Source organism: Streptomyces sp. NPDC050636 (assembly GCF_040654775.1).
Taxonomy (GTDB): Bacteria; Actinomycetota; Actinomycetes; order Streptomycetales; family Streptomycetaceae; genus Streptomyces.
The window spans coordinates 18,617-44,400 of sequence record NZ_JBFAIP010000042.1 but is presented as its reverse complement, the minus strand read 5'-3'; the positions used below and the strand labels follow the sequence as shown (position 1 = coordinate 44,400).

General features: G+C 71.2%; 21 protein-coding genes and 2 pseudogenes. 14 read left to right on the top strand and 9 right to left on the bottom strand.

Features of this window, described 5'->3' with window-relative positions; translation table 11 throughout:
* Positions 1-29: 29 nt before the first annotated feature.
* From AB0I10_RS25820 to AB0I10_RS25805, 4 genes are all read left to right on the top strand, one after another.
* Complete coding sequence (locus AB0I10_RS25820; protein ID WP_363154991.1) at positions 30-992, top strand: ACP S-malonyltransferase; 963 nt, start codon at positions 30-32, stop codon at positions 990-992.
* A 13-nt stretch (positions 993-1,005) separates the two neighbouring features.
* Positions 1,006-2,052 carry a ketoacyl-ACP synthase III gene (locus AB0I10_RS25815; RefSeq protein WP_363154990.1) on the top strand — a complete coding sequence of 349 codons (1,047 nt, stop codon included), beginning with the start codon at positions 1,006-1,008 and terminating at the stop codon, positions 2,050-2,052.
* 103 nt (positions 2,053-2,155) lie between these two features.
* The gene (locus AB0I10_RS25810; RefSeq protein ID WP_363154989.1) at positions 2,156-2,404 is read left to right on the top strand and encodes an acyl carrier protein; all 249 of its coding nucleotides are present in this window, start codon (positions 2,156-2,158) and stop codon (positions 2,402-2,404) included.
* Between the two features lie 76 nt (positions 2,405-2,480).
* The gene (locus tag AB0I10_RS25805; RefSeq protein ID WP_363154988.1) at positions 2,481-3,746 is read left to right on the top strand and encodes a beta-ketoacyl-[acyl-carrier-protein] synthase family protein; all 1,266 of its coding nucleotides are present in this window, start codon (positions 2,481-2,483) and stop codon (positions 3,744-3,746) included.
* Between the two features lie 392 nt (positions 3,747-4,138).
* Here the strand turns inward: AB0I10_RS25805 and AB0I10_RS25800 are convergent, their stop codons facing one another.
* Positions 4,139-4,633, bottom strand: coding sequence for a DUF3145 domain-containing protein (locus tag AB0I10_RS25800; protein WP_363154987.1), 495 nt, complete (start codon positions 4,631-4,633; stop codon positions 4,139-4,141).
* Positions 4,634-4,954: 321 nt separating this feature from the next.
* Here AB0I10_RS25800 and AB0I10_RS25795 point away from each other — a divergent pair, with 321 nt between their 5' ends.
* The 3 genes from AB0I10_RS25795 (at position 4,955) to AB0I10_RS25785 (ending at position 7,850) form a co-directional block, all read left to right on the top strand.
* The gene (locus tag AB0I10_RS25795; protein WP_363154986.1) at positions 4,955-5,872 is read left to right on the top strand and encodes an SGNH/GDSL hydrolase family protein; all 918 of its coding nucleotides are present in this window, start codon (positions 4,955-4,957) and stop codon (positions 5,870-5,872) included.
* Positions 5,873-5,891: 19 nt separating this feature from the next.
* Positions 5,892-6,917: an aldose epimerase family protein gene (locus AB0I10_RS25790; protein WP_363155007.1), complete on the top strand. Its 1,026-nt coding sequence runs from the start codon at positions 5,892-5,894 to the stop codon at positions 6,915-6,917.
* 234 nt (positions 6,918-7,151) lie between these two features.
* A complete protein-coding gene (locus AB0I10_RS25785; protein WP_363154985.1) occupies positions 7,152-7,850 on the top strand; it encodes a DUF4097 family beta strand repeat-containing protein in 699 nt (232 codons plus the stop codon).
* A 13-nt stretch (positions 7,851-7,863) separates the two neighbouring features.
* Here AB0I10_RS25785 and AB0I10_RS25780 read toward each other — a convergent pair whose 3' ends face one another.
* Positions 7,864-10,389, bottom strand: coding sequence for a glycoside hydrolase family 3 C-terminal domain-containing protein (locus AB0I10_RS25780; RefSeq protein WP_363154984.1), 2,526 nt, complete (start codon positions 10,387-10,389; stop codon positions 7,864-7,866).
* Positions 10,390-10,664: 275 nt separating this feature from the next.
* Here AB0I10_RS25780 and AB0I10_RS25775 point away from each other — a divergent pair, with 275 nt between their 5' ends.
* From AB0I10_RS25775 to AB0I10_RS25765, 3 genes are all read left to right on the top strand, one after another.
* Positions 10,665-11,234, top strand: a complete 570-nt coding sequence (locus AB0I10_RS25775) for a TetR/AcrR family transcriptional regulator (protein WP_363155006.1) — start codon at positions 10,665-10,667, stop codon at positions 11,232-11,234.
* A 114-nt stretch (positions 11,235-11,348) separates the two neighbouring features.
* A complete protein-coding gene (locus AB0I10_RS25770; RefSeq protein ID WP_363154983.1) occupies positions 11,349-12,638 on the top strand; it encodes a pyroglutamyl peptidase in 1,290 nt (429 codons plus the stop codon).
* 94 nt (positions 12,639-12,732) lie between these two features.
* Positions 12,733-14,178 carry a nitrilase-related carbon-nitrogen hydrolase gene (locus AB0I10_RS25765; RefSeq protein ID WP_363154982.1) on the top strand — a complete coding sequence of 482 codons (1,446 nt, stop codon included), beginning with the start codon at positions 12,733-12,735 and terminating at the stop codon, positions 14,176-14,178.
* A 107-nt stretch (positions 14,179-14,285) separates the two neighbouring features.
* Here AB0I10_RS25765 and rbsK read toward each other — a convergent pair whose 3' ends face one another.
* The gene (rbsK, locus tag AB0I10_RS25760; RefSeq protein WP_363155005.1) at positions 14,286-15,194 is read right to left on the bottom strand and encodes a ribokinase; all 909 of its coding nucleotides are present in this window, start codon (positions 15,192-15,194) and stop codon (positions 14,286-14,288) included.
* 47 nt (positions 15,195-15,241) lie between these two features.
* Positions 15,242-15,934 (bottom strand): annotated as a pseudogene (locus AB0I10_RS25755) (substrate-binding domain-containing protein); the annotation flags it as partial.
* Between the two features lie 139 nt (positions 15,935-16,073).
* Between AB0I10_RS25755 and AB0I10_RS25750 the strand changes: the two are divergent.
* Positions 16,074-17,273, top strand: a complete 1,200-nt coding sequence (locus AB0I10_RS25750) for a transposase (protein WP_363154981.1) — start codon at positions 16,074-16,076, stop codon at positions 17,271-17,273.
* Positions 17,274-17,306: 33 nt separating this feature from the next.
* Here AB0I10_RS25750 and AB0I10_RS25745 read toward each other — a convergent pair.
* The 4 genes and pseudogenes from AB0I10_RS25745 to AB0I10_RS25730 all read right to left on the bottom strand — a co-directional run.
* Positions 17,307-18,809, bottom strand: a pseudogene (locus tag AB0I10_RS25745) (sugar ABC transporter ATP-binding protein); the annotation flags it as partial.
* A 64-nt stretch (positions 18,810-18,873) separates the two neighbouring features.
* The gene (locus AB0I10_RS25740) at positions 18,874-19,932 is read right to left on the bottom strand and encodes a LacI family DNA-binding transcriptional regulator (RefSeq protein WP_363154980.1); all 1,059 of its coding nucleotides are present in this window, start codon (positions 19,930-19,932) and stop codon (positions 18,874-18,876) included.
* A 208-nt stretch (positions 19,933-20,140) separates the two neighbouring features.
* Positions 20,141-20,569: an organic hydroperoxide resistance protein gene (locus AB0I10_RS25735; protein WP_363154979.1), complete on the bottom strand. Its 429-nt coding sequence runs from the start codon at positions 20,567-20,569 to the stop codon at positions 20,141-20,143.
* A 181-nt stretch (positions 20,570-20,750) separates the two neighbouring features.
* The gene (locus AB0I10_RS25730; protein WP_363154978.1) at positions 20,751-21,770 is read right to left on the bottom strand and encodes an NADP-dependent oxidoreductase; all 1,020 of its coding nucleotides are present in this window, start codon (positions 21,768-21,770) and stop codon (positions 20,751-20,753) included.
* Positions 21,771-21,857: 87 nt separating this feature from the next.
* Here AB0I10_RS25730 and AB0I10_RS25725 point away from each other — a divergent pair, with 87 nt between their 5' ends.
* Both AB0I10_RS25725 and AB0I10_RS25720 read left to right on the top strand, forming a co-directional pair.
* Positions 21,858-22,289 (top strand): MarR family transcriptional regulator, encoded by a 432-nt coding sequence (locus AB0I10_RS25725; protein ID WP_363154977.1) that lies wholly within the window; start codon positions 21,858-21,860, stop codon positions 22,287-22,289.
* Between the two features lie 101 nt (positions 22,290-22,390).
* A complete protein-coding gene (locus AB0I10_RS25720; protein ID WP_363154976.1) occupies positions 22,391-23,020 on the top strand; it encodes a disulfide bond formation protein DsbA in 630 nt (209 codons plus the stop codon).
* Here AB0I10_RS25720 and AB0I10_RS25715 read toward each other — a convergent pair.
* Complete coding sequence (locus tag AB0I10_RS25715; protein WP_363154975.1) at positions 23,013-24,629, bottom strand: MFS transporter; 1,617 nt, start codon at positions 24,627-24,629, stop codon at positions 23,013-23,015. The two genes, AB0I10_RS25720 and AB0I10_RS25715, sit on opposite strands and share 8 nt — an antisense overlap.
* 203 nt (positions 24,630-24,832) lie before the next feature.
* On the opposite strand from AB0I10_RS25715, the gene AB0I10_RS25710 reads away from it, so the two are divergent.
* The gene (locus AB0I10_RS25710) at positions 24,833-25,774 is read left to right on the top strand and encodes a GntR family transcriptional regulator (protein WP_363154974.1); all 942 of its coding nucleotides are present in this window, start codon (positions 24,833-24,835) and stop codon (positions 25,772-25,774) included.
* Positions 25,775-25,784 lie beyond the last annotated feature (10 nt).

Sequence of the window (25,784 nt, the reverse complement as noted above, 5' to 3'; positions counted from 1 at the left end):
CGGGACCTCCCGCAAGAGAGAGTGTGAGGGTGCTCGTACTCGTCGCTCCCGGCCAAGGCGCTCAGACGCCCGGCTTCCTGACCCCCTGGCTCGACCTCCCCGGTGTCGAAGACCGGCTCCGTGAGTGGTCTGCCGCCATCGACCTCGACCTGGTCCACTACGGCACGAAGGCCGACGCGGACGAGATCCGCGACACGGCGGTGGCGCAGCCGCTGCTGGTGGCGGCCTCGCTGATCTCCGCCCGGCAGTTGTTCACGACGTCCGAGGACTTCGCCGCGCAGGTCGGCGCCGCGGCCGGTCACAGCGTCGGTGAGCTCGCAGCCGCCGCGCTGACCGGCACCCTCTCGGACGGCGCCGCGATGACGCTGGTGCGCCGCCGCGGGCAGGCCATGGCCGAGGCCGCGGCCGTCACCGAGACCGGCATGGCCGCCCTGCTGGGCGGCGATGAGGCCGTCGTCCTGCCGCATCTGGAGAAGCTGGGGCTGACCCCGGCGAACGTGAACGGCGCGGGCCAGATCGTGGCCGCGGGCACCGCGGAGCAGATCGCCGCGCTGGTCGAGGACAAGCCGGAGGGCACCCGTAAGGTGATCCCGCTGAAGGTGGCCGGCGCGTTCCACACGCACCACATGGCGCCCGCGGTCTCGGCGCTGGAGGCCGCGGTCGGCGAATCGGCGGCCGACGAGGCGATCGCCGATCCGCACACCCGTTACGTCTCCAACAAGGACGGGCAGGTGGTCTCCTCCGGGCAGGAGCTGGTGCAGCGGCTGGTGGGCCAGGTGGCCAACCCCGTGCGCTGGGACCTGTGCATGGAGACCTTCAAGGAGCTCGGTGTCACCGCGCTGATCGAGGCGGCTCCCGGCGGCACACTGGTCGGCCTGGCCAAGCGCGCCCTGCCCGGCGTGAAGACGCTCGCCCTCAAGACGCCCGACGACCTCGACGCGGCCCGCGCTCTGATCGCCGAGCATGCCGACACCGCAGTACCGGCCGAATAGGAGCCCGAAGCGCATGACCTCGAAGATCAAGCCCTCGAAGGGCGCCCCGTACGCGCGGATCATGGGCGTCGGCGGCTACCGCCCGACCCGTGTGGTGCCCAACGACGAGATCCTCAAGCACATCGACTCGTCCGACGAGTGGATCCGCTCGCGGTCGGGCATCGCCACGCGCCACTGGGCGGGCCCCGACGAGACCGTCGCCACCATGTCGGTGGAGGCGTCCGGCAAGGCGATCGCCGACGCCGGCATCACGCCCGAGCAGATCGGCGCGGTGATCGTGTCGACCGTCTCGCACTTCAAGCAGACCCCGGCCATCGCGACCGAGATCGCGCATCTGATCGGTGCGGGCAAGCCGGCCGCGTTCGACATCTCGGCGGGCTGCGCGGGCTTCGGCTACGGCCTGACCCTGGCCAAGGGCATGGTCGTCGAAGGTTCCGCGGAGTACGTCCTGGTCATCGGCGTCGAGCGGCTCTCGGACCTGACGGACCTGGAGGACCGCGCGACGGCCTTCCTCTTCGGTGACGGCGCCGGCGCCGTGATCGTCGGCCCCGCGAAGGCACCGGCGATCGGCCCGACCGTCTGGGGCTCGGAGGGCGACAAGTCCGAGACCATCAAGCAGACCGTGGCCTGGGACGCCTACCGTACGACCCCGGTGCCCGGCGGCGACGGCCCGGACGAGCGCACCGCTCCCGAGGCGATCCGCTACCCCGCCATCACGCAGGAGGGCCAAGCGGTCTTCCGCTGGGCGGTGTTCGAGATGGCGAAGGTCGCCCAGCAGGCGCTGGACGCGGCCGGAGTCAGCCCGGAGGACCTGGACGTCTTCATCCCGCACCAGGCCAATATGCGGATCATCGATTCGATGGTGAAGACCCTGAAACTGCCGGAGAGCGTGACGGTCGCCCGTGACGTGGAGACCACCGGCAACACCTCGGCCGCCTCGATTCCGCTCGCCATGGAGCGGCTGCTGGCGACCGGGCAGGCCAAGAGCGGGGACACCGCGCTGGTCATCGGCTTCGGGGCGGGTCTCGTGTACGCCGCGACGGTCGTTACCCTCCCCTAGGCAAGATCTGCGCAGTGCCGTACGTCTTCGTACGTTCCGGCCACTGCACAGAGCTTCACTGAAAAACGCAGTTTCCCCCTATAAAGACCGAAGGAGCGCCATCATGGCCGCCACCAAGGAAGAGATCGTCGCCGGTCTCGCCGAGATCGTGAACGAGATCGCCGGGATCCCCACCGAGGACGTCCAGGAGGGCAAGTCCTTCACCGATGACCTCGACGTCGACTCGCTGTCCATGGTCGAGGTCGTCGTCGCCGCCGAAGAGCGCTTCGACGTGAAGATCCCGGACGACGACGTCAAGAACCTGAAGACGGTCGGCGACGCGACCGCCTACATCCTCAAGCACCAGAGCTGATCCAGCTCCTGCGCATGTCGCCACCCGGCGGTGGCGCCGTCTATTCAGACCCCTCTACCCGTGGAGTAAGAATCCCGTGAACACGACCAATCGCACCGTGGTCGTCACCGGTATCGGCGCAACCACACCGTTGGGTGGCGACAGCGCTTCGACCTGGGAAGCCCTGCTCGCCGGCCGGTCCGGTGCGAGCACGCTCGACCAGGACTGGGCCGCCGAACTGCCTGTCCGTATCGCCGCGCAGGCGGCCGTCGACCCGGCGGACGTCCTCCCCCGGGCGCAGGCCCGCAAGCTGGACCGCTCGGCGCAGTTCGCGCTGATCGCGGCCCGCGAGGCGTGGGCGGACGCCGGTTTCACCGCCAAGGCCGGCGAGGACGCGTCCGTCGACCCCGACCGGCTCGGCGCCGTCATCGCCTCCGGTATCGGCGGTGTGACGACCCTGCTCGGCCAGTACGACGTGCTCAAGGAGAAGGGCGTACGCCGCGTCTCCCCGCACACCGTGCCGATGCTGATGCCCAACGGCCCGTCCGCCAACGTCGGCCTGGACGTGAACGCCCGCGCGGGTGTGCACACCCCGGTCAGCGCCTGTGCGTCCGGCTCCGAGGCGATCGGCTATGCCATCGAGATGATCCGCACGGGCCGTGCGGACATCGTCATCGCGGGCGGCACGGAGGCGGCGATCCACCCGCTGCCGATCGCCGCGTTCGGCAACATGATGGCGATGTCGAAGTCGAACGACGACCCGCAGGGTGCCTCCCGCCCCTTCGACACCGCGCGCAACGGCTTCGTCCTCGGTGAGGGCGCCGGCGTGATCGTCCTGGAGTCGGCCGAGCACGCCGCCAAGCGGGGCGCCAAGGTCTACGCCGAGGCCGTCGGCCAGGGCATCTCCGCCGACAGCCACGACATCGTGCAGCCCGAGCCGTCCGGCAACGGCATCGCGCACGCGCTGCAGAACCTGCTGGCCAACAGCGACCTCGACCCGGCCGAGATCGTGCATGTCAACGCGCACGCCACGTCGACCCCGCAGGGCGACCTGGCCGAGCTGAAGGCGCTGCGCAAGGTCTTCGGCGACGACGTCGACCACATGGCGGTCTCCGCCACGAAGTCCATGACCGGCCACCTCCTGGGCGGCGCGGGCGGCATCGAGACGGTCGCCTCGATCCTGGCGCTGCACCACCGGGTGGCGCCGCCGACGATCAACGTGGAGAACCTCGACCCCGAGGCCGACGCGGACATCGTGGTGGGCGAGCCCCGCAAGCTGCCCGCCGAGGGCCGGATCGCGGCACTGAACGACTCGTTCGGGTTCGGCGGCCACAACGTGGTGCTGGCCTTCCGGTCGGTCTGACCGATCCGTACACGCTGAGGGCCGCCCGGTCGCATCGACCGGGCGGCCCTTGGTCGTACCCGGCGAACGCCGCAACCATGAGCAACCGAGCGGCGAGCAGTCAACTGCCCCTCTTCCACGGGGAGTCCGGCACCCAGGCGGGGCGTCGACGAACCGCAGACCGTGCTCGGCGGCGGATCCGGCGAGCGGCGCGAGCCCATCGGACCCCACCGTGTCCATCCGGAGCCGGACGGCGCCGGGCGTCAGCCGCGGGCGGCCCGGAGCGCGCTCCAGGACAACTCCGGGCGGCCGCACGGCGCCCGACGGGGGCTCAGACGACTTGGTGCAGACAGCGCACGGGCGCCTGGCTCCTCAGACGACCTGGTGCAGACAGCGCACGGGCGCCTGGCTCCTCAGACGACCTGGTGGAGCCAGCGCACCGGGGCGCCCTCGCCCGCGTACCGGAACGGCTCCAGTTCGTCGTCCCAGGGCTTGCCCAGCAGCTTGGAGACCTCGGCGGCCAGCTCGGTCTCGCCGCGCGCCGAGCGGGCGACGGCGGCGCGCAGCCGGTCCTCGGGGATGAGGATGTCGCCGTGCAGGCCCGTGACGGCGTGAAAGATGCCCAGTTCGGGGGTGGAGCTGTAGCGCTCGCCCTCGGCGGTGGAGCAGGGTTCCGCGGTCACTTCGAAGCGCAGCAGGTGCCAGCCGCGCAGCGCGGAGGCGAGCTTGGAGGCGGTGCCGACCTCGCCCTGCCAGGAGAATTCGGCTCTCCATGTCCCGGGGGCCGCCGGCTGGCGGATCCAGTCGAGATTGACGCGCACACCGAGAACGCCCGCCACGGCCCATTCGACGTGCGGGCACAGCGCGCGCGGAGCGGAGTGGACGTACAGAACTCCACGTGTCGTCACCGGGACCTCCAGTGCGGTTCGAGGTTCGCCTTCCCCAGCGGCCTCGTGCCCGTTCCGGTTACGGCCGGGACAGTTGACATTCTGCCCCAGTGATCACTTCGGCACCAGCCTGCGAGGTGACCTACAGTAAACACCATTAGCCACAATTTGCCGCAAAAGGGACAGGAAATGACGTGATGTAATTTGTCTGTGCCGACTGCACTTGCCATTTTGAGTCACCGCCAGGCAAGCACGGGGCAAAGCTACCGCGCGGTGCCGGTCGAGGCGTGACGTACCGTCGGTACCGAAGAGATATCACTCGCACGCCGGAGGGGACAGGGGATGACGCAGATCGATTGCCCCGCCCGGCCCCGGCGCCGGCGGGCCGGCGTCCTCTCCTCGCTCACCGCGGCCACCTCCGCCCTCCTGATCGCCGTGGCCGGCTGCAGTTCCGACGGCAACTCCGCCGCCCCGCACAGCAGCTCACCGGCCAAGCGCCCGGCCGCGAAGCCGGCGCCCGCCTGGCGCACCGACCCCGCCTCGATCGCCGCGCTGGGCGACTCCATCACCGTCGGCTTCGACGCCTGCACGGTGCTCTCCGACTGCCCCCAGGTCTCCTGGGCCACCGGCACCGACCCCAAGGTCGACAGCCTCGCCCGGCGGCTGGTCGAGAACCCCGCCACGCACAGCTGGAACCACGCCAGGACCGGCGCCCTGATGAGCGATCTGCCGGACCAGGTGGCGGAGGCCGCCGTCCGCAAGCCCGAGCTGGTCACGGTCCTGATCGGGGCCAATGACGCCTGCCGCAGCGAGGTACGGGCGATGACCCCCACGGCCGTCTTCCGCGCCCAGTTCGAGGCGTCCATGAAGAAGCTGCGGCGCGCCCTGCCGCGCACCCAGGTGTATGTCGCCGCGGTGCCCGATCTGCTGCGGCTGTGGTCGGAGGGGCGCAAGAACCCGCTCGGCAAGCAGGTGTGGAAGCTGGGCATCTGCGGGTCGATGCTGCGCGACCCGGACGATCTGACGAAGAAGGCGGAGCACCGGCGCTGGCAGGTGCGGAAGCGGGTGATGGGGTACAACGCGGCGCTGAAGGACGTGTGCGGCAAGGACGCGCTCTGCCGGTTCGACGGGGCCGTCTTCGACCACCGCTTCACCGATCGGCAGTTGAGCACCTGGGACTGGTTCCACCCGGGCACCCGCGGCCAGCAGGAGCTGGCGGCGTTGGCGTTCCGGACGATCACCCGCGAGGAGCGACGCTGAACACGCAGGAGGAGCGGCCCTGAACACGCAGGTCGGCACGGAGCGCTTCGGCGCGCTGGACGACGGCACCCCCGTCGACCGCTGGACCCTGGAGTCGGGCGGGCTGCGGGTCCGCGTCCTGACGTACGGCGGCATCGTGCAGACGATCGAGACGCCGGACCGAGACGGGAAGTCCGGGCAGGTGGCGCTGGGCTTCGCCGGCCTGGAGTCGTACGTGGCGCACGGCGGCTCGTACTTCGGCGCGCTGGTCGGGCGGTACGCCAACCGGATCGCGGGCGCGGCCTTCGCGCTCGACGGCCGGTCGTACGCCCTGACACCGAACGACGGGCCGCACAGCCTGCACGGCGGACCGCGGAGCTTCTCCCGGGTGGTGTGGGACGCCCGGCCGGTCGCGGACGGGGTGGAGCTGCGCCGGGTCAGCCCGGACGGTGAGGAGGGCTTCCCCGGCGCCCTGGACGTACGCGTCAGCTACACGCTCGCCCCCGGCGGCGCGCTGCGCATCGCCTACCGCGCCCGCACCGACGCCCCGACCGTCGTCAACCTGACGAACCACACCTATCTCAACCTCGGCGGCGATGACAGCGGCAGCGCCACCGGCCACCGGCTGCGGCTGGCGGCGTCCCGTTACACGCCCGTCGACAGCACCGGCATCCCGGTGCGCGCCGAGCCCGCCGACGTCACCGGCACCCGCTTCGACTTCCGGAAGCCGCGCGCGGTGGACCGCCCCTTCGACCACAACTTCGCGCTCGACGGCGGGGTGGCCGGGACGCCGCGCACGGTCGCGGAGCTGTACGACCCGCGCTCCGGACGCGCGCTGGAGCTGGCGACCACCGAGCCCGGCATCCAGCTCTACACCGCCGACCACCTCGACGGGACCCTGACCGGCACGTCAGGGACCCCCTACGGCCCGGCGGCCGGACTCGCCCTGGAGACCCAGCACTTCCCCGACTCCCCCAACCGCCCGGACTTCCCGCGCACGGCCCTCGTCCCCGGTGAGACCTACCGCTCGGAGAGCGTCTACCGCTTCTCGGTACGGCCGGACTGACTGACCAGGCGGCATGACTGATGTCGTGGAGCCGGTGTGCCGGTGTGCCGGTCCGCGCGCGTCGTACGGGCTGGGCGCGCTGTCGGCGGGCGGCGCTCAGGGCAACCCTTAGGGGCACCGGAAAGGGAAGTTCATCCCCTTCGGTGACGACCGGGCGGTACCGAGGCCGGAAAATGGGGACGTCGCGATGACCTGACGACCAGTAACCTTCACCTGCTTCGGGGAGAAACACACATGGCCCGCCTCCGCGCTTCTCATCTCGCTCTGTCCTGCGGGGTGTTGACCGTCCTGCTGACCGGCTGCTCCGGGGTCGGCTCGACCGAGAAGGCGCAGCGTACGTACACCGTGGACGGCAAGGTCACGGCCCTGTCGACGACCACGCACGGCGGGAACATCGAGATCGTGCCGATCGACGGCGGCGGATCGGTCAAGGTGACGGAGAAGTACGAGTACAACGACGACAACAAGCCCAGCCCCGAACACTCGGTCAAGGACGGCCGGCTCACCCTCAAGGCCGAGGAATGCGACGGCTTCGGGAGCCGCTGCCAGGTGAACTACAAGGTGCTGCTGCCGCGTAACGCCTCCGTCGATCTGCACACCAGTGGCGGGGACATCACGATCCGCGGCACCTCCGGCGCGATCACCGCGGAGACCAGCGGCGGCGACATCACCGTCGCGGACTCCGCGGCCCGTAAGACGGAGGTGGAGACCAGTGGCGGGGATGTGGACGTCGCCCTGACCCGGGCGCCCGACGAGGTCTCGGGGAAGACCAGCGGAGGCAGTGTCACGATCCGCCTCCCCAAGGGCTCCTACGCGGTGGACGCCTCGACGAGCGGCGGCAACCGCAAGGTCTCGGTACAGACGGACGGGAGCTCCGCGCACAAGGTGACGGCGGAGACGAGCGGTGGTGATGTGTCGGTGGTGAATTCCTGATGAGCGCTCCGGGTCATCGCCGTCGGCCGACGGTGACCTCCGCGGTCAGCCGGCGGTCCTCGATGCTGTGCGCCGCTTCGATGGTGTAGACGCCCTCGATCCGGCGCCGGCCGCCCGCCGTCTCGTCCCAGATCTCGAAGGCACGGTCCGGCAGCGGAATCTCGGCCTCCGCGGCCTCGCCCGGACCGGCCTCGACGGCGGCGAAACCGGCCAGCCAGCGGACCGGCCGCTCGGCCGCTTCCCCGGCGGCATCGTGCCGGGGCGCCAGGTAGATCTGTACGACCTCGCGCCCCGGCCGCTCCCCCGTGTTGCGGAGCCGGACCCGCACCGAGTCGGGGGTGGTGTCGAGCGCCTCGTACTCCCAGTCGGTGTAGCCCAGGCCGTGGCCGAAGGCGTACGCGGGGGCCGGGACGCCGGGCCGCTGCCAGGCGCGGTAGCCGATGAACATGCCCTCGGAGTAGGGGAGTTCGCCGTCGTTGGGGGTGACGCGGGTGACCGGCGCGTCCGCGAGGCGGGCCGGCCACGTCGTGGGGAGGCGGCCGCCCGGTTCATGCGTACCGAGGAGGACGTCGGCCAGCGCCGCACCGGCCTCCTGACCGGGGAACCAGCTCAGCAGCACCGCAGGGACCCGGTCGCGGTACGGGAGTTCCACCGGGGAACCGGAGTTGACGACCACGATGGTGTGCGGGTTGGCGGCGGCGACCCGGGTGACCAGCTCGTCCTGGCGGCCCGGCAGCCTCAGGTCCGTACGGTCGAAGCCCTCCGACTCGACCTCTTCCGTGGTGGCGACGACGACGATCGCCACGTCGGCGGCCGCGGCCGCGCGGACCGCCTCCTCGATCTCCGCGTCGGGGTCGCGCTGCGGTTCGCTGTGCCCGAGGGCGAAGCTCAGCGCGTCCATGCCCTCGCTCGGGCCCAGGGCGCGCGGCACGAACCGCAGCGTCACCGCGACCTCCTCGCCGGCCGTCAGATCCGCCGTCACCCGCCGCTCGACGGGGTTCATGAACGCCTCGAACGGGTCGTCTCCGTCCGGCGCACAGTGGTCGGCGAAGAGGACCGAGCCGCCGACGGTGAGCCGCAGATCGCCGGTGCCGGAGACGGCGAGGGTGTGGCCGCCGGTGACCTGCGGGGTGAAACTGCCGGTCAGCTCGACGGCGTCGAGGTTCTGCCGGGTGACGCCGTCGGGAAAGCCGCCCGTGATCAGCACCTTGCCATCGAACTGTGGCTCCTCGGCGAGTACTTGGCCGTCCGCAGCCAGAAATCGGGCGCGCAGGGCGAAGCCGGCGCGGGCGTGCGGGACCCTGGTGCGGGGGTCGGCGCCGACCGCGAAGGTTACCTCGACGCCGTCGGGCAACGCGGCACGCAGGCCCTCCAGCGGGGAGATGGTCTTCTCGGGGAAGACGGTCGCGGAGCCGCCGCCGAGCACCCGGGCATCGCGGGCGGCCGCCCCTATGACGGCGACCTCGCGGACCGCGGCGGTATCGATCGGCAGCGCCCGCCGCACCCCGCCGATCGACCGGCCCTCCACCGGCTCGTTCCGCAGGAGCACAAAGGCCCGCCGGGCGACCTCGCGGGCCACCGCCCGGCCGTCGATCCCCTCGGGGACGTCCGTCGGATCGACGGCGGCCGGCACCCCCTCCAGGCATCCCGTACGGGCGGCGAGCAGCAGCACCCGGCGCACCGCATCGTCCACTTCGGATTCGGCCACCTCGCCCGCGCGCACGGCAGCGGCGAGCGGCGCGCCGAAGACCGTACGGGGCCCCGGCATCGCCACGTCCAGGCCGCCCCGGAGCGCGCGCACCGTGTCGCGCGCCGCCGTCCAGTCCGAGACGTTGAAGCCGTCGAAGCCCCATTCGCCACGCAGGACTTCGGTGACGAGATAGCGGTGCTCGGTCATCGTCGAGCCGTTGACCTGGTTGTATGCGGTCATGATGCCCCAGGGGTGGGCGTTTTCGACGATGTACTCAAAGGGCGCGAGATAGAGCTCGCGCAGCGGGCGCGGGGCGATGCGGTTGTCGACGGTGAGCCGGTCCGTCTCGGCGTCGTTTCCGACGAAGTGCTTGACCGTCGCACCGACCCCGCCCTCCTGCACACCTCGCACATACCCGGCGCCGATCACGCCGGTCAGCAGCGGATCCTCCGAATAGCACTCGAAGTGGCGGCCGCCGAGGGGCGAACGGTGCAGATTGACGGTCGGCGCCAGTAGTACGTGGACGCCCTTGCGGCGGGCCTCCTGGGCGAGGAGGTGACCGGCGCGGCGGGCCAGCTCCGGGTCCCAGGTGGCGGCCAGCGCCGTGGGGCTGGGCAGCGCGACCGACGGGTCCCCGGCGCCCCACTCCCGTCCCCGCACCCCGATCGGACCGTCCGACATGACCAGCGACCGCAGCCCGATCCCGGGCACGGCGGGCAGCGTCCACATGTCCTGACCGGACAGCAGCCGGGCCTTGGTGTCGAGATCGAGCGCGGCGAGCGCCTTCGCGACGGCTGCGGCGTAGTCGGTGGGGTCGGTGGAGTCGATGGAGTCCTGCCGGTCCGTCATGCGGCGCTCCCTGAGTGCTCGTGCGGTCCCATGGCCTGAATTCATACCCTCTTGCCATGTGGACACCAGGGGAAGTTATCGCTCCGTTATGCGCTGGTGCAGGGGAACACGGGGAATCCCTTGGGGGTTACCCTCGCCCGGTGAACGCAAGAGACCCATTGGCTGTACGAGATCAGGACACGCCCCGCGCCGGCACCCGGCCGGTTTCCCGGCGGAGCGGCGGCGGGCGGGTGGCCCAGCGCGCGGAGCGGCGCGAGGCCATCCTGCAGGCCGCCATGGAGCTCATCTCCGAGCGCGGCTACCGCCGCACGTCCCTGGCCGCCGTCGCCGAGCGCGCCGGACTGAGCCAGCAGGGGCTGCTGCACCACTTCCCCACGAAGGAACTGCTGCTGGTCGGTGTCCTGGAGGCGCGTGACCGCTGGGACCTGGCCTCCGCCGCGGCGGCCTCCGGCACTTCGCGCACGGAGATCCTCACCCAGCTCGTCGACTACAACGCCACCCGCCCCGGCATCGTCCAGACCTACACGGTCCTGTCCGCGGACAGCGTCACCGAGGACCACCCCGCCCGGGACTTCTTCGAGTCCCGCTTCCGCGCCGTACGGGAATCGCTGGCGGCCGCCCTCCGGGCCGAATTCGGCGACACGCTGCCCGGCGGCCTGACACCGGATCAGGCGGCTCCCCTCATGGTCGCCGTCATGGACGGGCTCCAACTGCAGTGGCTGCTAGATCCGGAGGACGTCGATATGTCCGCGTCGTTCCGGGACTTCCTGGCATTGCTCGGGCGGGACACCGATCAAAACGCCGACCAAGACGCCGAGCAGGGCGGCCCAGCCCGACCAGTGTGATCCCGACTCCGGCGACGAGTAACGCGCCGATGGTCTCCGCGGACCAGTAGGACACGACGGGCCCGGTATCCATACCTCTACCGCCCCCGTGCACGTACCCGCTTTACTCACCCCATGAGACACATACGTACCAGGCTGGGCGCGCTCGGTGTCGCACTGATCGCCGCGGTCCCCCTTTCCCTGACGGCTCCGGACGCGGCCACGGCGGCACCCGGTGAAACGTCCGCCGCCACAGTGGAGGAGGGGCGGCTGACACAGGCCGCACCCCAGGAGATCCTTCGGCGCAGCGGATTCGCCCGGTGGGAGCGGGAGTTCGCACGCGGGTTGGCGCGGGTGACGACGTATCCGGAGGCGAAGCGGTATGTCGTACGCGAGGGCCGTGCGCTGTGGCGGCGGGCCGTGGACCGGGCGCAGGGGCGCGGGCCCGCGGGCGGCGATCTGAGCCGGGACGACGACCGGCCGCTGTACTGGGCGCGGCTGGGGATGACAAAGGAACTTCGGGGGTGGCGGCCGGACTTCGGACGGTCGACATCCCAACGGGCTTCCCTTGTCGGACTGTTGGAACGGGCGTCGCGCGGCCAGGACTCGATCGATCTGCCCGCCGGGAAGCGCGTCCTGCGGATCGTTGTGACCGGCTTCGATCCGTTCCAGCTGGACGACGATGTGCGGCGGAGCAATCCGTCGGGGGCGGCGGCGCTGGCGCTGGACGGGACGACGGTGCGTACCGCGTCGGGGCGGCCGGCCCGGATCGAGACGGCGGTCTTCCCGGTGCGGTGGGCGGACTTCGCGGAAGGGACGGTGGAGCGAACGCTGCTGCCGCATTTCCGGCGCGGGGCGCGGCAGGCAGACCTGTTCACCACCGTCAGCCAGGGGCGGCCTGGCCAGTTCGACCTGGAGCGGACCAACGGGGCCTGGCGGGGCGGCTCTCCGGACAATGCGCGGGAGGCGAGAACGGAGACCGTGCCGATTCCGGACGGGTTGCCGACAGTGCACCCGCAGCCGCAGTGGACCACCACGAGCCTGCCGTACGAGCGGATCATCGCGGCCGGCACCGGGCCGTATCCGGTGCTCGACAACACCTCCGTCACCGAGATCCCGGCCGGCGGCACGGACCCGGTCGACCGGCCGGACGGTCCGACTCCGGGGTCCACGGCGCGTGCCGGGGGCGGCGGCGACTACCTCTCCAACGAGATCGCCTACCGGGCGACGCTGCTGCGGGACGCGGTGCGGCCGGAGCTCGCCGGCGGGCATCTGCACACGCCGGTGCTGGCGTTCGGCCCCGGCAACACGGACCCGGCGACCGGCCAGGTCAGCGATCCCGTCTTCGTACGGAACCGGGTCACGATCACCGGGCAGGTGCGGGCGATCGTGACGGTGGCGGTGTCGGAGACCGGCCGGCGATAGGCCGGGACGCCCGGAGTTCAGGCCGCCGGCCTGCGCGCGAGGGAGTTATCCACAGGCCCGCCCACGCCGCGGGCGCGGCAGGCATCATGAACGCATGATCATTGCTGCCGCACAGTTCACGCCGGTCCCGCGCGACATCGACGCCAATGCCGCGCAGATGGCCGCGCTCATCACCGAGGCCGCCGAGCGCGGCGCCGGTCTGGTGGTCTTCCCTGAACTGGCGCTGTCGCGCTACGACCTGGAGGCGATAGCGGCCGATCCGGAGGGGATGACGGTCACGCCCGAGGACGCCCGGCTCGCGCCCGTACGGGAGGCGTGCCGGGAGTCCGGAGTCGCCGCGGTCGTCAACGCCCCGGGGCGCGGCGCCGGATGGGGGCACCTCCCATGCCGTGAGGGCTATGGGGGAGGATCCCGCCCGCATATCTCCTCGTTCGTCTACGGGCCGGACGGCGCGCTGCTCACCCGCTACGACAAGCGGCATCTGTCCGGGGCGGAGAACGACATCTTCGCCCCGGGCACCGCCCATGGCCGCTTCACCCTGGGCGGGATCCGGTTCGCGCTCGCCACCTGCTTCGACAACCACTTCCCCGAGGTGCCCGAGCGGGCCGCGGCGGACGGCTGCCGGGTGTATCTGGCCAGTTCGTTTCACGGCAACGCGGAGTGGTTGACGCGCTATGCGGATCTGGCGCGGGAACACGGGCTGCACATCGTGCTCGCCAACGGCACCGGCACGGGTACCGGCCTCGACAGTCCCGGCCCGGTCTGCGGCCGCAGCGGCGCCTGGCTGCCCACGGGCGAGCGGGTGGCGGTGGCCGGCGACGGGTCGGAGCTGGTGCCGGGCGGTGGTTCGGAGCTGGTGCTGACCGATGTCCGCGACCGGATCACGCTGATGGCGGACCCGGCGGTGGCCGCGGTCCCCGTCCGGGAGTGCGACGAGCCTCTGGTGGACGTATGGACGGCGGCGCCCGGGCTGCTGGTGTCCGGACTGAGGGATGACGAGCAGGGGGCCTTCTCGCATCTGCGCGAGGGCGTGCTGCGACGGCTGCTGGCGGCACAGGAGTCGCTGCCGGACGGGCTGCGGCTGCAGTTGGTCGAGGGCTACCGGCCGCTCGCTCTGCAGCGCCGCTACTTCGAGGAGTACGCGGACGAGCTGCGCGCCACCCACCCCGACTGGGACGCGGCGCGCATCCATGAGGCCGCCAGCCGCTACGTCTCTCCGCCCGGCATTGCCCCGCACAGCGCAGGCAGCGCGGTGGACGTCACGCTCGTCACCGCCGACGGCGACCCCGTCGACATGGGGACACCGATCAACGCCTCTCCGGAGGAGAGCGACCGCGCCTGCTACACGGGCGCGCCGGACCTCCCGCCCGCCGCCCGCGCCCACCGCCGGGTGCTGAACGCGGCGCTGACCAAGGCGGGCCTGGTCAACTACCCGACCGAGTGGTGGCACTGGTCCTACGGCGACCGCTACTGGGCGCTGGCGACGGGCGCGGAGCACGCGCTGTACGGGCCGAAGGAGCTCGACCCGCAAGAGGCCTGAGGGGGCTGATCGAACTGATGGGACTGTTCAGGCTGATCGGACTGGTCGGGCCCATGCGGCCGATGCGGCCGGCGCGCCCGACGCGGCTGACGCGGCTGACGCGAGCCTCAGGCCCCCGGCAGCTCGTCCAGTTCCGCGAGGCTCGGGTACGACGGCTGGGCTCCCGGCTTCGTGACCGCGGCGGCACCGACGCGTACGGCGAAGCGAGCCGCGTCGGGGAGGGCGTCGCCGCGGGCCAGGCGGGTGGCAAGGGCACCGGTGAAGGCGTCACCCGCACCCGTGGTGTCCACGGCCTTGACCTTCACGCCCGGGACCTCGCGCACGCCCGAGGCGTCCAGGACCAGGGCGCCGTCCCCGCCGAGGGTGACGACGACCGAGCGCGCTCCCTGGTCGCGCAGCGCACGCGCCCACTCCGCGGGCTTGCCGTCGGTGAGCCCGGACAGCTGCCGTGCCTCGTGTTCGTTGACCACCAACGGGTCGGCCACGGCGAGGAGTCCGTGCGCCAGGGCGTCGGGGGCCGGGGAGGGGTTGAGGACGACCCGGGTACCGGCCTCCTCGGCGGTCGCGGCGGCGGCCCGTACGCTCTCCATCGGGATCTCCAGCTGGAGGGAGACCACCGAGGAAGCGGCGATGACGTGCCTCGCCGCGGCCACGTCGTCCGGGGTCAGCGCGGCGTTGGCGCCCGGCGAGACGACGATGCTGTTGTCGCCGTCCGGGCTGACGATGATCATCGCGGTGCCGGTGCGGGCCGCGTCGTCCACGATCACCGGCGCGACATCCGTGCCCGCGTCGCGCTGTGCGCTCAGCAGCATCTCGCCGAACGCGTCGCCGCCGACCCGCGCCAGCAGCGCGGTGCGCCCGCCGAGCCGGGCCGCGGCGGCCGCCTGGTTGGCGCCCTTGCCGCCGGCCGATTCGACCAGGTCCGTGCCGAGCACGGTCTCACCGGCGCCGGGCCGCCGCTCCACCCGTACCGTCAGATCCGCGTTGGCCGAGCCGACCACCAGGACGTCATACATGCGCCTTCTCATCTCCACTGTTCCACTGTTACCGCCGTCGGCCTTCGTCAGCCGTCGAACTTCGCGGCGTTCTCCGCCGTCACCAGCACCACCGGCACCTTGACCGATTGCGGCAGCTTCTCACCGCGGGAAGCCTTCAGCGCCCACTCCACCGCCTGCTTGCCGAGGAGTTTCGGCTGCTGGGCGACGGTCGCGGTGAGGCTGCCGTCGCGGACCGCGCGGACACCGTCCGGCGTACCGTCGAACGCCACCACCTTCACGTCCTTGCCGGACCTGCCGCCCAGCGCCTTGGACGCGCCGAGCGCCATCTCGTCGTTGGCGGCGAACACCCCGCCGATATCGCGGTGCGCCTGGAGCATATTGGACATCACATCCATGCCCTTGGTGCGGTCGAAGTCGGCGGGCTGCCGGGCGACGACCTGGATACCGGGGTACTTCTTGATGCCCTCCTCGAAGCCCCGGCCGCGTTCGCGGGCGGCGGAGGTGCCGGGCTGGCCCTCCAGAAACGCCACCTTGCCCTTGCCGCCCAGCGATTCGGCCAGCGTACGGGCGGCGAGGCGGCCGCCCTCGACGTTGTCGGAGGCGATGGTCGAGCCGATATCGCCGCCGTTGACACCGCGGTCGATGGAGATGACCGGCACCTTCGCCCGGTTGGCGACGCCGACGGCCGGGACGGCGGCGTCGGAGTCGACCGGGTTGATGATCGCCGCCTTGACGTCCTGGCTGGTGAACGTCTCCATCCCTGGCCTTCGCCGGGGACTTGGGCCTTCGAGCCGACGAGGAAACGATCTTGGTGCGAAGCCTCGGAGCGGTGTGATCGGCTGCGTTGTCAGTGGCCCGTACTAGGGTGATTGCAGTCGTTGAAAGGGGGTGGGCCGGGTGATCCGTGCGTACAAGTTCCTCATGCGGCCCACCGTCCGGCAGGACCAGGCGCTCGCCGAGATGCTGCGCGATCACTGCTCGCTTTACAACGGCGCCTTGCAAGAACGCCGCGACGCCTACCGGCACGTCTCGAAGACCTCTGTCCGGTACGGGCAGCAGTCGGCGCAGCTGAAGGAGATCCGGGCGTTCGACCCTGAGCGTCAGGGCCGCTGGTCGTTCAGCTCCCAACAGGCAACGTTGCGCCGACTGGACAAGGCGATGCAGGCGCTCTTCCGCCGGGTCAAGGCCGGGGAGAAGCCCGGCTATCCGCGCTTTCGTGGGGCAGGCCGCTTCGACACGGTGGACTTCCCCAAGAACGGTGACGGCTGCCGCTGGGACTCGACTCCGCACGACACGGTGACCCGCGTCCGCTTCCAGGGCGTCGGACACGTCAAGGTGCACCAACACCGGCCGGTGGTCGGCAAGGTCAAGACTGTGAGTGTCAAGCGCGAAGGGCGCCGCTGGTACGTGGTGTTGACCGCCGAGCAGGCCCAGCCGGAACCGCTCCCAGCCACGGGCTCGGTGGTCGGCATCGACATGGGCATCACCAACTTCCTCGCCGACTCGAACGGCGGATTCGTGCCCAACCCGTGTCAAGGGAAGAAGGCCGCAAAGAGGCTGGATGTCGCGCAGCAGGGCCTCTCCCGGTGCAAGCGGGGGAGCACACGCCGCCGCAAGGCCGTGCACAAGGTCGCCGCCCTGCACCGCAAGGTGCGGCGCCAGCGCCTCGACCACGCGCACAAGACCGCCCTCGCCCTCGTCCGCGAACACGACGTCATCGCGCACGAAGACCTGGCGATCCGCAACATGCGGAAGGCTCCCGCTCCGAAGCCCGACCCTGACAAGCCGGGCGGCTTCCTGCCCAATGGGGCCGCAGCTAAGGCCGGGCTGAACCGTTCGATAGCCGACGCCGGATGGGGGGTGTTCCTCGCGATCCTGAACGCCAAGGCTGAGAGCGCCGGGCGGGAAGTGATAGCGGTGAACTCCCGCAACACCTCCCGCACCTGCCCCGAGTGCGGGCACACCGCGAAGGAGAACCGGCCCACACAGGAGAAGTTCCACTGCCAGGCGTGCGGCCACACTGCGCATGCCGACACAGTCGGAGCTCTCAACGTCATACGGGCCGGGCTGGTCCGTCGCGAAGCTCAACCGGCATAGCGAGAAGCCACCCCGTTCATGGGGTGGAGGAGTCACCACGGCGTTCTGGGTGGCGGCCGTCAGCTCACCGGCCAGCCGGCCCTGGGACATCACCAGCACCCGATCGCTCATGCCGAGCACCTCGGGCAGATCGCTGGAGATCATCAGGACCGCGCGGCCCGACGCCGTCAGTTCGTTGATGAGCTGGTAGATCTCGACCTTCGCGCCGACGTCGATGCCGCGCGTCGGCTCGTCGAGGATCAGCAGTCTGGTGTCCGCCAGCAGCCACTTGCCGATGACGATCTTCTGCTGGTTGCCGCCGGAAAGCGTACGGGCATGCTGCGCGAGGCCGCTCATCCGGACCTTCAACTGCCCGGCGACAGCGGCCGCTTCGCGCCGCTGCGCCCTCCGGTCCACCAGACCGCCGCGGGTGTCGCGGTCCAGCCGGGCCAGCGTCAGGTTGTCCTGGAGGGACGCGTCCAGGACCAGGCCCTGGCCCTTGCGGTCCTCCGGCACGAGTCCGAGCCCGGCGCGCATCGCGGCGCGGACGTCGCCGCGGGCGAGCCGCTTTCCGTCGATCTCGACCGTACCGGCGTCATAGCGGTCCACTCCGAAGACGGCCCGGACGACCTCGGTCCGGCCGGCGCCGACCAGCCCAGCGAGGCCCACGACCTCACCGGCCCGCACCTCGAAGTCGACGCCCTCGAAGACCGGCCCGGCCTTCGAGCCGTTGCGGGTCAGACCGCGTACGCGCAGCAGAGGCGCACCGGGCTCGTCGGGGCGCCGGCGCGGGTACTGCTCGGCGATGTCCCGTCCGACCATGAGGCGGATCAGCTCGTCCTCGCCGGTGGTGGCGGGCACTTCATCGACCGAGCGGCCGTCGCGGAGGACCGTGACCCGGTCGCCGAGGGCGCCGATCTCATCGAGGTGGTGGGTGATGAAGATGATGCCGACGCCGGATTGGCGCAGTTCGCGGACGATACCGAAGAGCGTCTGCACCTCCTCGGAGGTGAGGACCGCGGTCGGCTCGTCCATGATCAGGACGCGGGCGTCAAGGCTGAGCGCCTTGGCGATCTCCACCATCTGGAGGCGGGCGATGCCCAGTTCGGCGACCGGCGTGTTCGGGGAGACGTCCAGCCGTACGCGCCGGAGCAGTTCGGCGGCCCGCGCCCGCATCGTCTTCTTGTCGACGAGGCCGAGCGCGGTGCGCGGCTGGCGGCCGAGGAAGATGTTCTCGGCCACGGTCAGGCCGGGGACGAGGTTGAACTCCTGGTAGATGGTGGCGATGCCGAGCCGTTCCGCGTCCTGCGCGGAACGGATGTGCACCTCCTGACCGTCCACCACGATGCGGCCCTCGTCGGGACGGTGGGCGCCGGAGAGCATCTTGATGAGTGTGCTCTTGCCGGCACCGTTCTCGCCGAGGAGGACGTGCACCTCACCGGTGCGCAGGCTGAGATCCACGCCGTCCAGCGCGCGCACGCCCGGGAACGACTTGGTCACCCCCTCCACGCGCAGCAGTTCACGGCCGCCCGGTACGTCGTCTTTGACGCCGGTCATGCGCTGCCCCTCTCTTCTCTCTTCCTCGGGTGTCTGCCTCTGGGTTCCGTTCTCAGCCGGCTCGTCAGTCGGTGGTGGGTTCGTCCGTCGACGGGGTCTCGCCGCAGGAACGGCGCGGTACGAGCCGGGCCGGCAGCAGCACCGATTCGGGGCGGCGGCCTTCGACGCACTCCAGCAGGGTGTGCACGGCGGCCCGGCCCAGATCGCGGGTGGGCTGGGCGATGGCGGTCAGCGGCGGATCGGTGTGGGTGAACCACGGCACGTCGTCGTAGACCACCAGCGCCACGTCGTCGGGGACCCGCAGGCCGCGCGCGCGGAGTTCGTCCATCGCGCCCAGCGCCATCAGGTTGTCGGTGGCGAGCACCGCGTCCGGCGGCTCTGCCAGGTCGAGGAAGTCGCTCATCACACGGCGGCCGCCGGTGTGCTGGAGGTCGAGGGTGGCGCCGACCCTCCCCCAGACTCCGTCCGGGGGTGCCCCCATCTTGCTTCGCTCGTCGGGCAGCGCGATGCCGTGCGCGGCCAGCGCCGTACGGAAGAGGTCCAGGCGCTCGTCGCCGGTGGGGGTGCCGGCCGGGGCGACGATGATCGCGGGGCGGCGGCGGCCGAGGGCGGCGAGGTGGGCGGCGAGGTCGGTGAGCGCGGCGCGGCCGTCGGCGCGTACGCAGGGGGCGTCGATGCCGGGCACGGTGCGGTCCAGCAGGACCAGCGGGGTGCCGGAGGCGACGGCCTCGCTGAGCATCGCCGAGCCGGTGCCGGCCGAGCTGACCAGCAGGCCGTCGATCCGTCGGTCCAGCAGGGTGCGGATGTAGTCGTCCTGCTGGTCGGGGCGTTCGCCGGCGTTGCCGATGACGAGGCTGTAGCCGAGGCTGCGGGCCTCGTCCTCGACGGCGTCCGCCAGCTCGGTGAAGAAGGGGTTGGTGAGGTCGCTGATGATCAGGCCGAGCGCTCCGGTGCGTGCGGTGCGCAGCGCGCGGGCGACGTTGTTGGGGCGGTAGCCCAGTTCCCGTACGGCGGCGAGCACCCGCTCGCGGGTCTCGGCGACCGGGCTACGGCCGTTGAGCACCCGGGAGACGGTGGCGACGGAGACCCCCGCCCGTTCTGCCACATCCTTGATGTTCGCCATGGCTCCGCCGCCGCCCCGTGTAATCGTTTTCTTGAGTTTCGTGAGGCCCCACGAAATCGATTACACGGGGGGTGCGTCAAGACATCGACAATGTGGCCCACATCACAGGAGGGCCTCGGGCCGGCGTGGGTACGCACGGCCGAGGGCCGCACCCCGCTGGGGTACGGCCCTCGGCTTCAGGCTGTGCCGGGTACCCGGCGGCCCCGTCTCAGGCGACGGTCAGCTTGACCTCGATGTTGCCACGGGTGGCGCTGGAGTAAGGGCACACCTGGTGCGCCTTCTCCACGAGGTCCTTGGCGGTGGCCGCGTCGACGTTGGGGATCGAGGCGGTGATCTCGACCGTGAGGCCGAAGCCACCGGTCGGGGTCTTGCCGATGCCGACCTTGGCGGTCACCCGGGAGCCGGAGACATCCGCGTTCTCCCGGCGGCCGACGACGCTGAGCGCGCCCTGGAAGCAGGCGCTGTAACCCGCCGCGAAGAGCTGCTCGGGGTTGGTGCCGGCGCCGCTGCCGCCCTGCTCCTTGGGCGGGTTGACGACCACGTCGAGCTTGCCGTCGTCGCTGGCGACGCGGCCGTCACGGCCGTTCTCAGCGGTGGCGACAGCGGTGTAGACGACGTCGACGGTCTGGATGGACATACCGAATCCTCCTGTGGTTCGCCGCGACTCGCGCCCACGGATCGCGACGGCTTGCCGCTGAGCCTAACGGGCGGGGGGCAAGGGGGTGAGGGCCGGTGGGCGAGGCTCACCGGCTTTCGCTCCCCCGCCCCCACCCCGCCGGCCGGCCGGTCAGGTCCGGCCGCCAACCGGAAGCCGGCCGTCAGCCGCCCAGGCTCACGATCATCTTTCCGGTGTTCTCGCCGCGCAGCAGGCCCAGGAAGGCATCGAAACCGTTCTCGATGCCGACCACCTCGGTCTCGCTGTACTTCAGCTCGCCGGAGCGGATCCAGGCGGAGACCTCCTCGACGAACTGCGGCTGGAGGTCGGCGTGGTCGGACACCAGCAGGCCCTGAAGGCGCAGCCGCTTGCCGATCACCATCGCGAGGTTGCGGGGCGCCGGGGACGGCTCGGTGGAGTTGTACATCGAGATCATGCCGCAGATCGCGACGCGGCCATGGACGTTGAGCGCGCTGATGGCCGCTTCGAGGTGGTCGCCGCCGACGTTGTCGAAGTAGACGTCGATGCCGTCCGGCGCGGCTTCCTTGAGCTGCTTGGTGACGTCGCCGTTCTTGTAGTTGAAGGCGGCGTCGAAGCCGTACTCCTCGACCAGGAGCTTGACCTTCTCGTCGGAACCGGCCGAGCCGATGACCCGGGAGGCGCCCTTGAGCCGGGCGATCTGGCCCACCTCGCTGCCCACCGCGCCGGCCGCGCCGGACACGAAGACGGTGTCGCCCTCCTTGAAGGAGGCGACCTCCAGCAGGCCCGCGTAGGCGGTCAGACCGGGCATGCCCAGCACGCCGAGGTAGGCGGTGAGCGGAGCCAGCGACGCGTCCACCTTCGCGGCGCGCTTGGCGTCCAGCACCGCGTACTCGCGCCAGCCGAGGCCGTGCAGGACGTGGTCGCCTACGGCGATGGACGCATCGCGCGAGGCGATGACCTCGCCGACCGCGCCGCCGTCCATCGGCTGGTCCAGCTGGAACGGCGGGACATACGACTTCACATCGTTCATCCGGCCGCGCATGTACGGGTCGACGGAGAAGTGCAGGGTGCGGACGAGGATCTGGCCCTCGCCGACCTCGGGCACCGCGGCCTCGCGCAGCACGAAGTCCTCCGGGGTGGGCCAGCCGTGCGGGCGGGCGACGAGGTGCCATTCGCGGCCGGTCGTGGGCAGTGCGGACATAGCGCGATCCTCCTAATGTTTCAGGTACTGAAACAACCATGCTCCTCAATATTTCATGTTGTCAAGTAATTGGTTATCCTCGTGTCCATGACTCCGCGCGCAGACCCCCTGACCGTCGAGGTCGTCGACCTCATCGGCACCGTCGTCGCCCGCTACTACGACGAGTACGAGCACGCCGCGGCCGAGCACTCCCTCACGGGGGCCCAGGCGCGGGTGCTGAGCCTGCTCTGCGTCGAGCCGCTGCCCATGCGCCAGGTCGCGCAGCGGCTGAAGTGCGAGCCGTCGAATATCACCGGAATCGTGGACCGCCTGGAGTCCCGCGGCCTGGTGGAGCGCCGCCCCGACCCGGCCGACCGCCGCATCAAGCTGGCCGCCCCGACCGCGGAGGGCGAGCGCACCGCCGAGCGGCTGCGCACCTCGCTCGACTTCGCACGCGAGCCCCTGGGCCAGCTGACCGTCGCCGAGCGCACGCTGCTCAAGGAACTGCTCCAGCGGATGCTGGGCATCGCGCCCGAGTGAGCGCGAGGGGGCCACTGCGCGCCCGACGGCAGAATTGGCCCACGATCATGGGCCCCGACTGTCCCATCTGAGAGGGCCGGTAGCGCTCTAGTCTGTGAGCCATGACGTCCCAGACCGCCGGCACCGCCCGCCACACCGTCGACTTCTACTTCGACCCCATCTGCCCCTTCGCCTGGATCTCCTCCCGCTGGATCCTGGAGGTCGAGCAGCACCGTGACCTGGATCTGCGCTTCCGGGTGATGAGCCTCTCGGTGCTCAACGAGGGCCGCGAGGACCTGCCCGAGAAGTACCGCGCACTGCTGGACGAGGGCTGGGGTCCGGTGCGGGTGTGCATAGCCGCCGCACAGGAGCACGGCGAGGAGGTGCTGCGCGATCTGTACACCGCGCTCGGTACCCGCATCCACAACGAAGGCCGCGAGGACACCGCCACCGTCGTCGAGGAGGCGCTGGCCGAGGTCGGGCTGCCGGCCGGGCTGGCCGGTGCCGCCGACCGCGAGGCGTACGACGACGCGCTGCGCAAGAGCCACCACCAGGGCATGGACCCGGTCGGCGAGGACGTCGGCACGCCCACGATGCATGTCGACGGTGTCGCGTTCTTCGGCCCGGTCCTGACGGCGATCCCGCGCGGCGAGGAAGCGGTACGGGTCTTCGACGGCGCCCGCCTCCTCGCGGGTTACGACAAGTTCTTCGAGCTGAAGCGGACCCGTACCGGCGACCTCGACTTCAGCTGACGCCGCCACGGGAGGGGGTGGCGGCGGGTGCCAAGCGCTCGCCCGCCTTCTCCCCCTCTCCCCCTTCGGGGGTGGGTTCGGGGGCGGGGGGATGGACGCCCCGCAGCAGCCCCACCGCCAGCACCGCCCCCAAGGCCATCACGCCCGCGGCGCCCACTACGGCCACATGCAGCCCTTCGGTGAAGGCCGCACGGGCCGCCGTCAGCAGCGCCTCGCCCGCCCGGCCCGGGAGCTGGCCGGCGACCGCGGCGGCGCCCGCCAGGGTCTCGCGTGCCGCGTCGGCCGCCTCCACGGGAAGGCCGGTGGGCAGCGCCCCATCGATGTCGCCCCGGTAGACCGCGCCCCCGATGCTGCCCAGGATCGCCATCCCGAGCGCGCCGCCCAGCTCCGTGCCCGACTCCAGTACGGCCGAGGCGGAGCCGGCCCGCTCCGGCGGGGCGACCCCGAGGGCCAGTTCATTGCCGAGGGACATCACCATCACCAGGCCCGAGGCGTAGACCGCAGAGCCGACCAGCACGAACCAGAGGGCCGAGCCCGGCTCCAGCCAGGACAGCCAGACGAATCCGCCGGTTGCGATCACGAACCCCATGCCGATGATGTACGCCCGGTTCATCCGCTGGGCGAGCCCGGCGGCGACCGCCGCCATTCCGCCCACCGCGAGGGTCGGCAGCAGGTTCCACAACGCCGCCTCCATCGGGCGCATGCCCCGTACCGACTGGAGGTACTGGGTGAAGAACACCGCACAGCCGACGACGGCGAACATCGCCAGCAGGTTCATCAGCACCGAGACGCTGAACCCGGCGTGCCGGAACAGCTCCAGGTCGAGCATCGGATGGCGGGCGGTGCGCTGACGGAGGACGAATCCGGCGGCGGCCAACAAGCCGATCACCAGGGCGAGTACGGGCGGTGCCGACACACCGTCGCGGGCGATCTCCTTGATCCCGTAGACGATCGGCAGCATCGCCGCCAGTGAAAGCACCGCGCCGGGCAGATCGAAGCGCCCGGCCGCCGGGTTCTTGAACTCCGGCAGCAGCAGCGGCCCGCAGACCAGCAGCAGCACCATCGCGGGCGCGTTGATCAGAAAGACCGAGCCCCACCAGAAGTTCTCCAGCAGCGCCCCGCTGAGCACCGGGCCGATCGCGATCCCGCCGGTCGTCGCCGCCGACCAGATGGCGATCGCCTTGCCGCGCTGCTTTGCGTCGTGGAAGAGATTGCGGATCAGCGCGAGCGTGGACGGCATCAGGGTCGCGCCGCCGATACCGAGCAACGCCCGTGCGGCGATCAGCATTTCCGCGCTCTGCGCATACGCGGCGACGCCGGAGGCAAGGCCGAAGAGCACGGCGCCGGTCAGCAACAGCCGGCGGCGGCCGATGCGGTCGCCAAGCGCGCCCATGGTGATGAGCAGGCCGGCCAGCACGAAGGCGTAGATGTCCAGGATCCATAGCTGCTGGACGCTGCTCGGCTGCAGCTCCTCCGTCAGGAACGGCACCGCGAAGTAGAGCACCGAGACGTCCATCGAGACGAGCAGACAGGGCAGCAGGAGGACGCCGAGGGCGGTCCACTCCCGGCGGCCGGCCAGCGGTTGGGGTGTGTACGGAGTAAACGACATGAGTGACACAGTAAGCAGCCGGTGATTACGGTGCAAACATCAAGCGGGAGAAGGGAGTTGGAGGTGCGTCACACTAGTGCACCCGGGTCGGGATCCGTCCCGTCCAGCCGTGCCAAGGACCCCGGCCAGAGGCCCCAGTCAGAGGCCCACTGCTACCCTCGACCCCTCGACACCGCCCTAGTGCACTAGTACGGAGGCCGCTCGTGGACCGCCCCGCCCCGCCGCCCTACCGTCGGATCGCCGACGACATCCGGCGCCGTATCGACGCCGGCGAGCTGGCACCGGGCGACCGGGTGCCCTCGACCCGGCGGATCACCCAGGAGTGGGGCGTGGCGATGGCGACCGCGACCAAGGTGCTGACCACGCTGCGTCAGGAGGGGGTCGTACGGGCCGTGCCGGGTGTGGGCACCGTAGTGGCCGAACCCCAGCGGGCCGCGCGCGGCGAACCGCCCCGCGGACGCCGGCCGCGCGACGCCGACAGCGGGCTGAGCCGCGACCGCGTCGTACGGGCCGCGATCAAGGTCGCCGACGCCGAGGGGCTGCGGGCGCTGTCGATGCGTCGGGTGGCCGCCGAGTTCGGGGTGTCCTCGATGGCGCTCTACCGGCATGTGGCGAACAAGGACGAGCTGGTGCTGCTGATGGCGAATGCGGCGTTCGAGGACGTACGGCTGCCCGACCCGGCGCCGGAGGGATGGCGGGACCGGATGGAGGCGGGGGCACGACTGCAGTGGGCGCTCTACCAGCGGCATCCGTGGCTCGCGCAGTATCTGTCGGTCACCCGGCCGCAGCCGATGCCGAATGCGATGGCGCTCATCGAATGGACCATGGCGCGGGTCAAGGGGGCGGACCCGGTGACGCTGATCCACATGGCCCTGACGCTGCTGAGCTTTGTGCTGTCCACTGCCTCCGGGTTCGAGGACGATCTTGAGTCCGAGCAGGAGACGGGGATGGACCAGGACCAGTGGATGGCGTCGATGGAGCCTGCGTTCGAGGGCATCCTCACCTCGGGCTCCTACCCCATGTACGCGGGGGTCGCGGGGATCGACGAGGACGTGGTGAACCTGGAATCGATCTTCGAGTTCGGGCTGGCCCGCATCATGGACGGGATGGGGCTGCTCATCGAGCGCCGGGCGGGCGGGGCCTGACGCTCGGCGC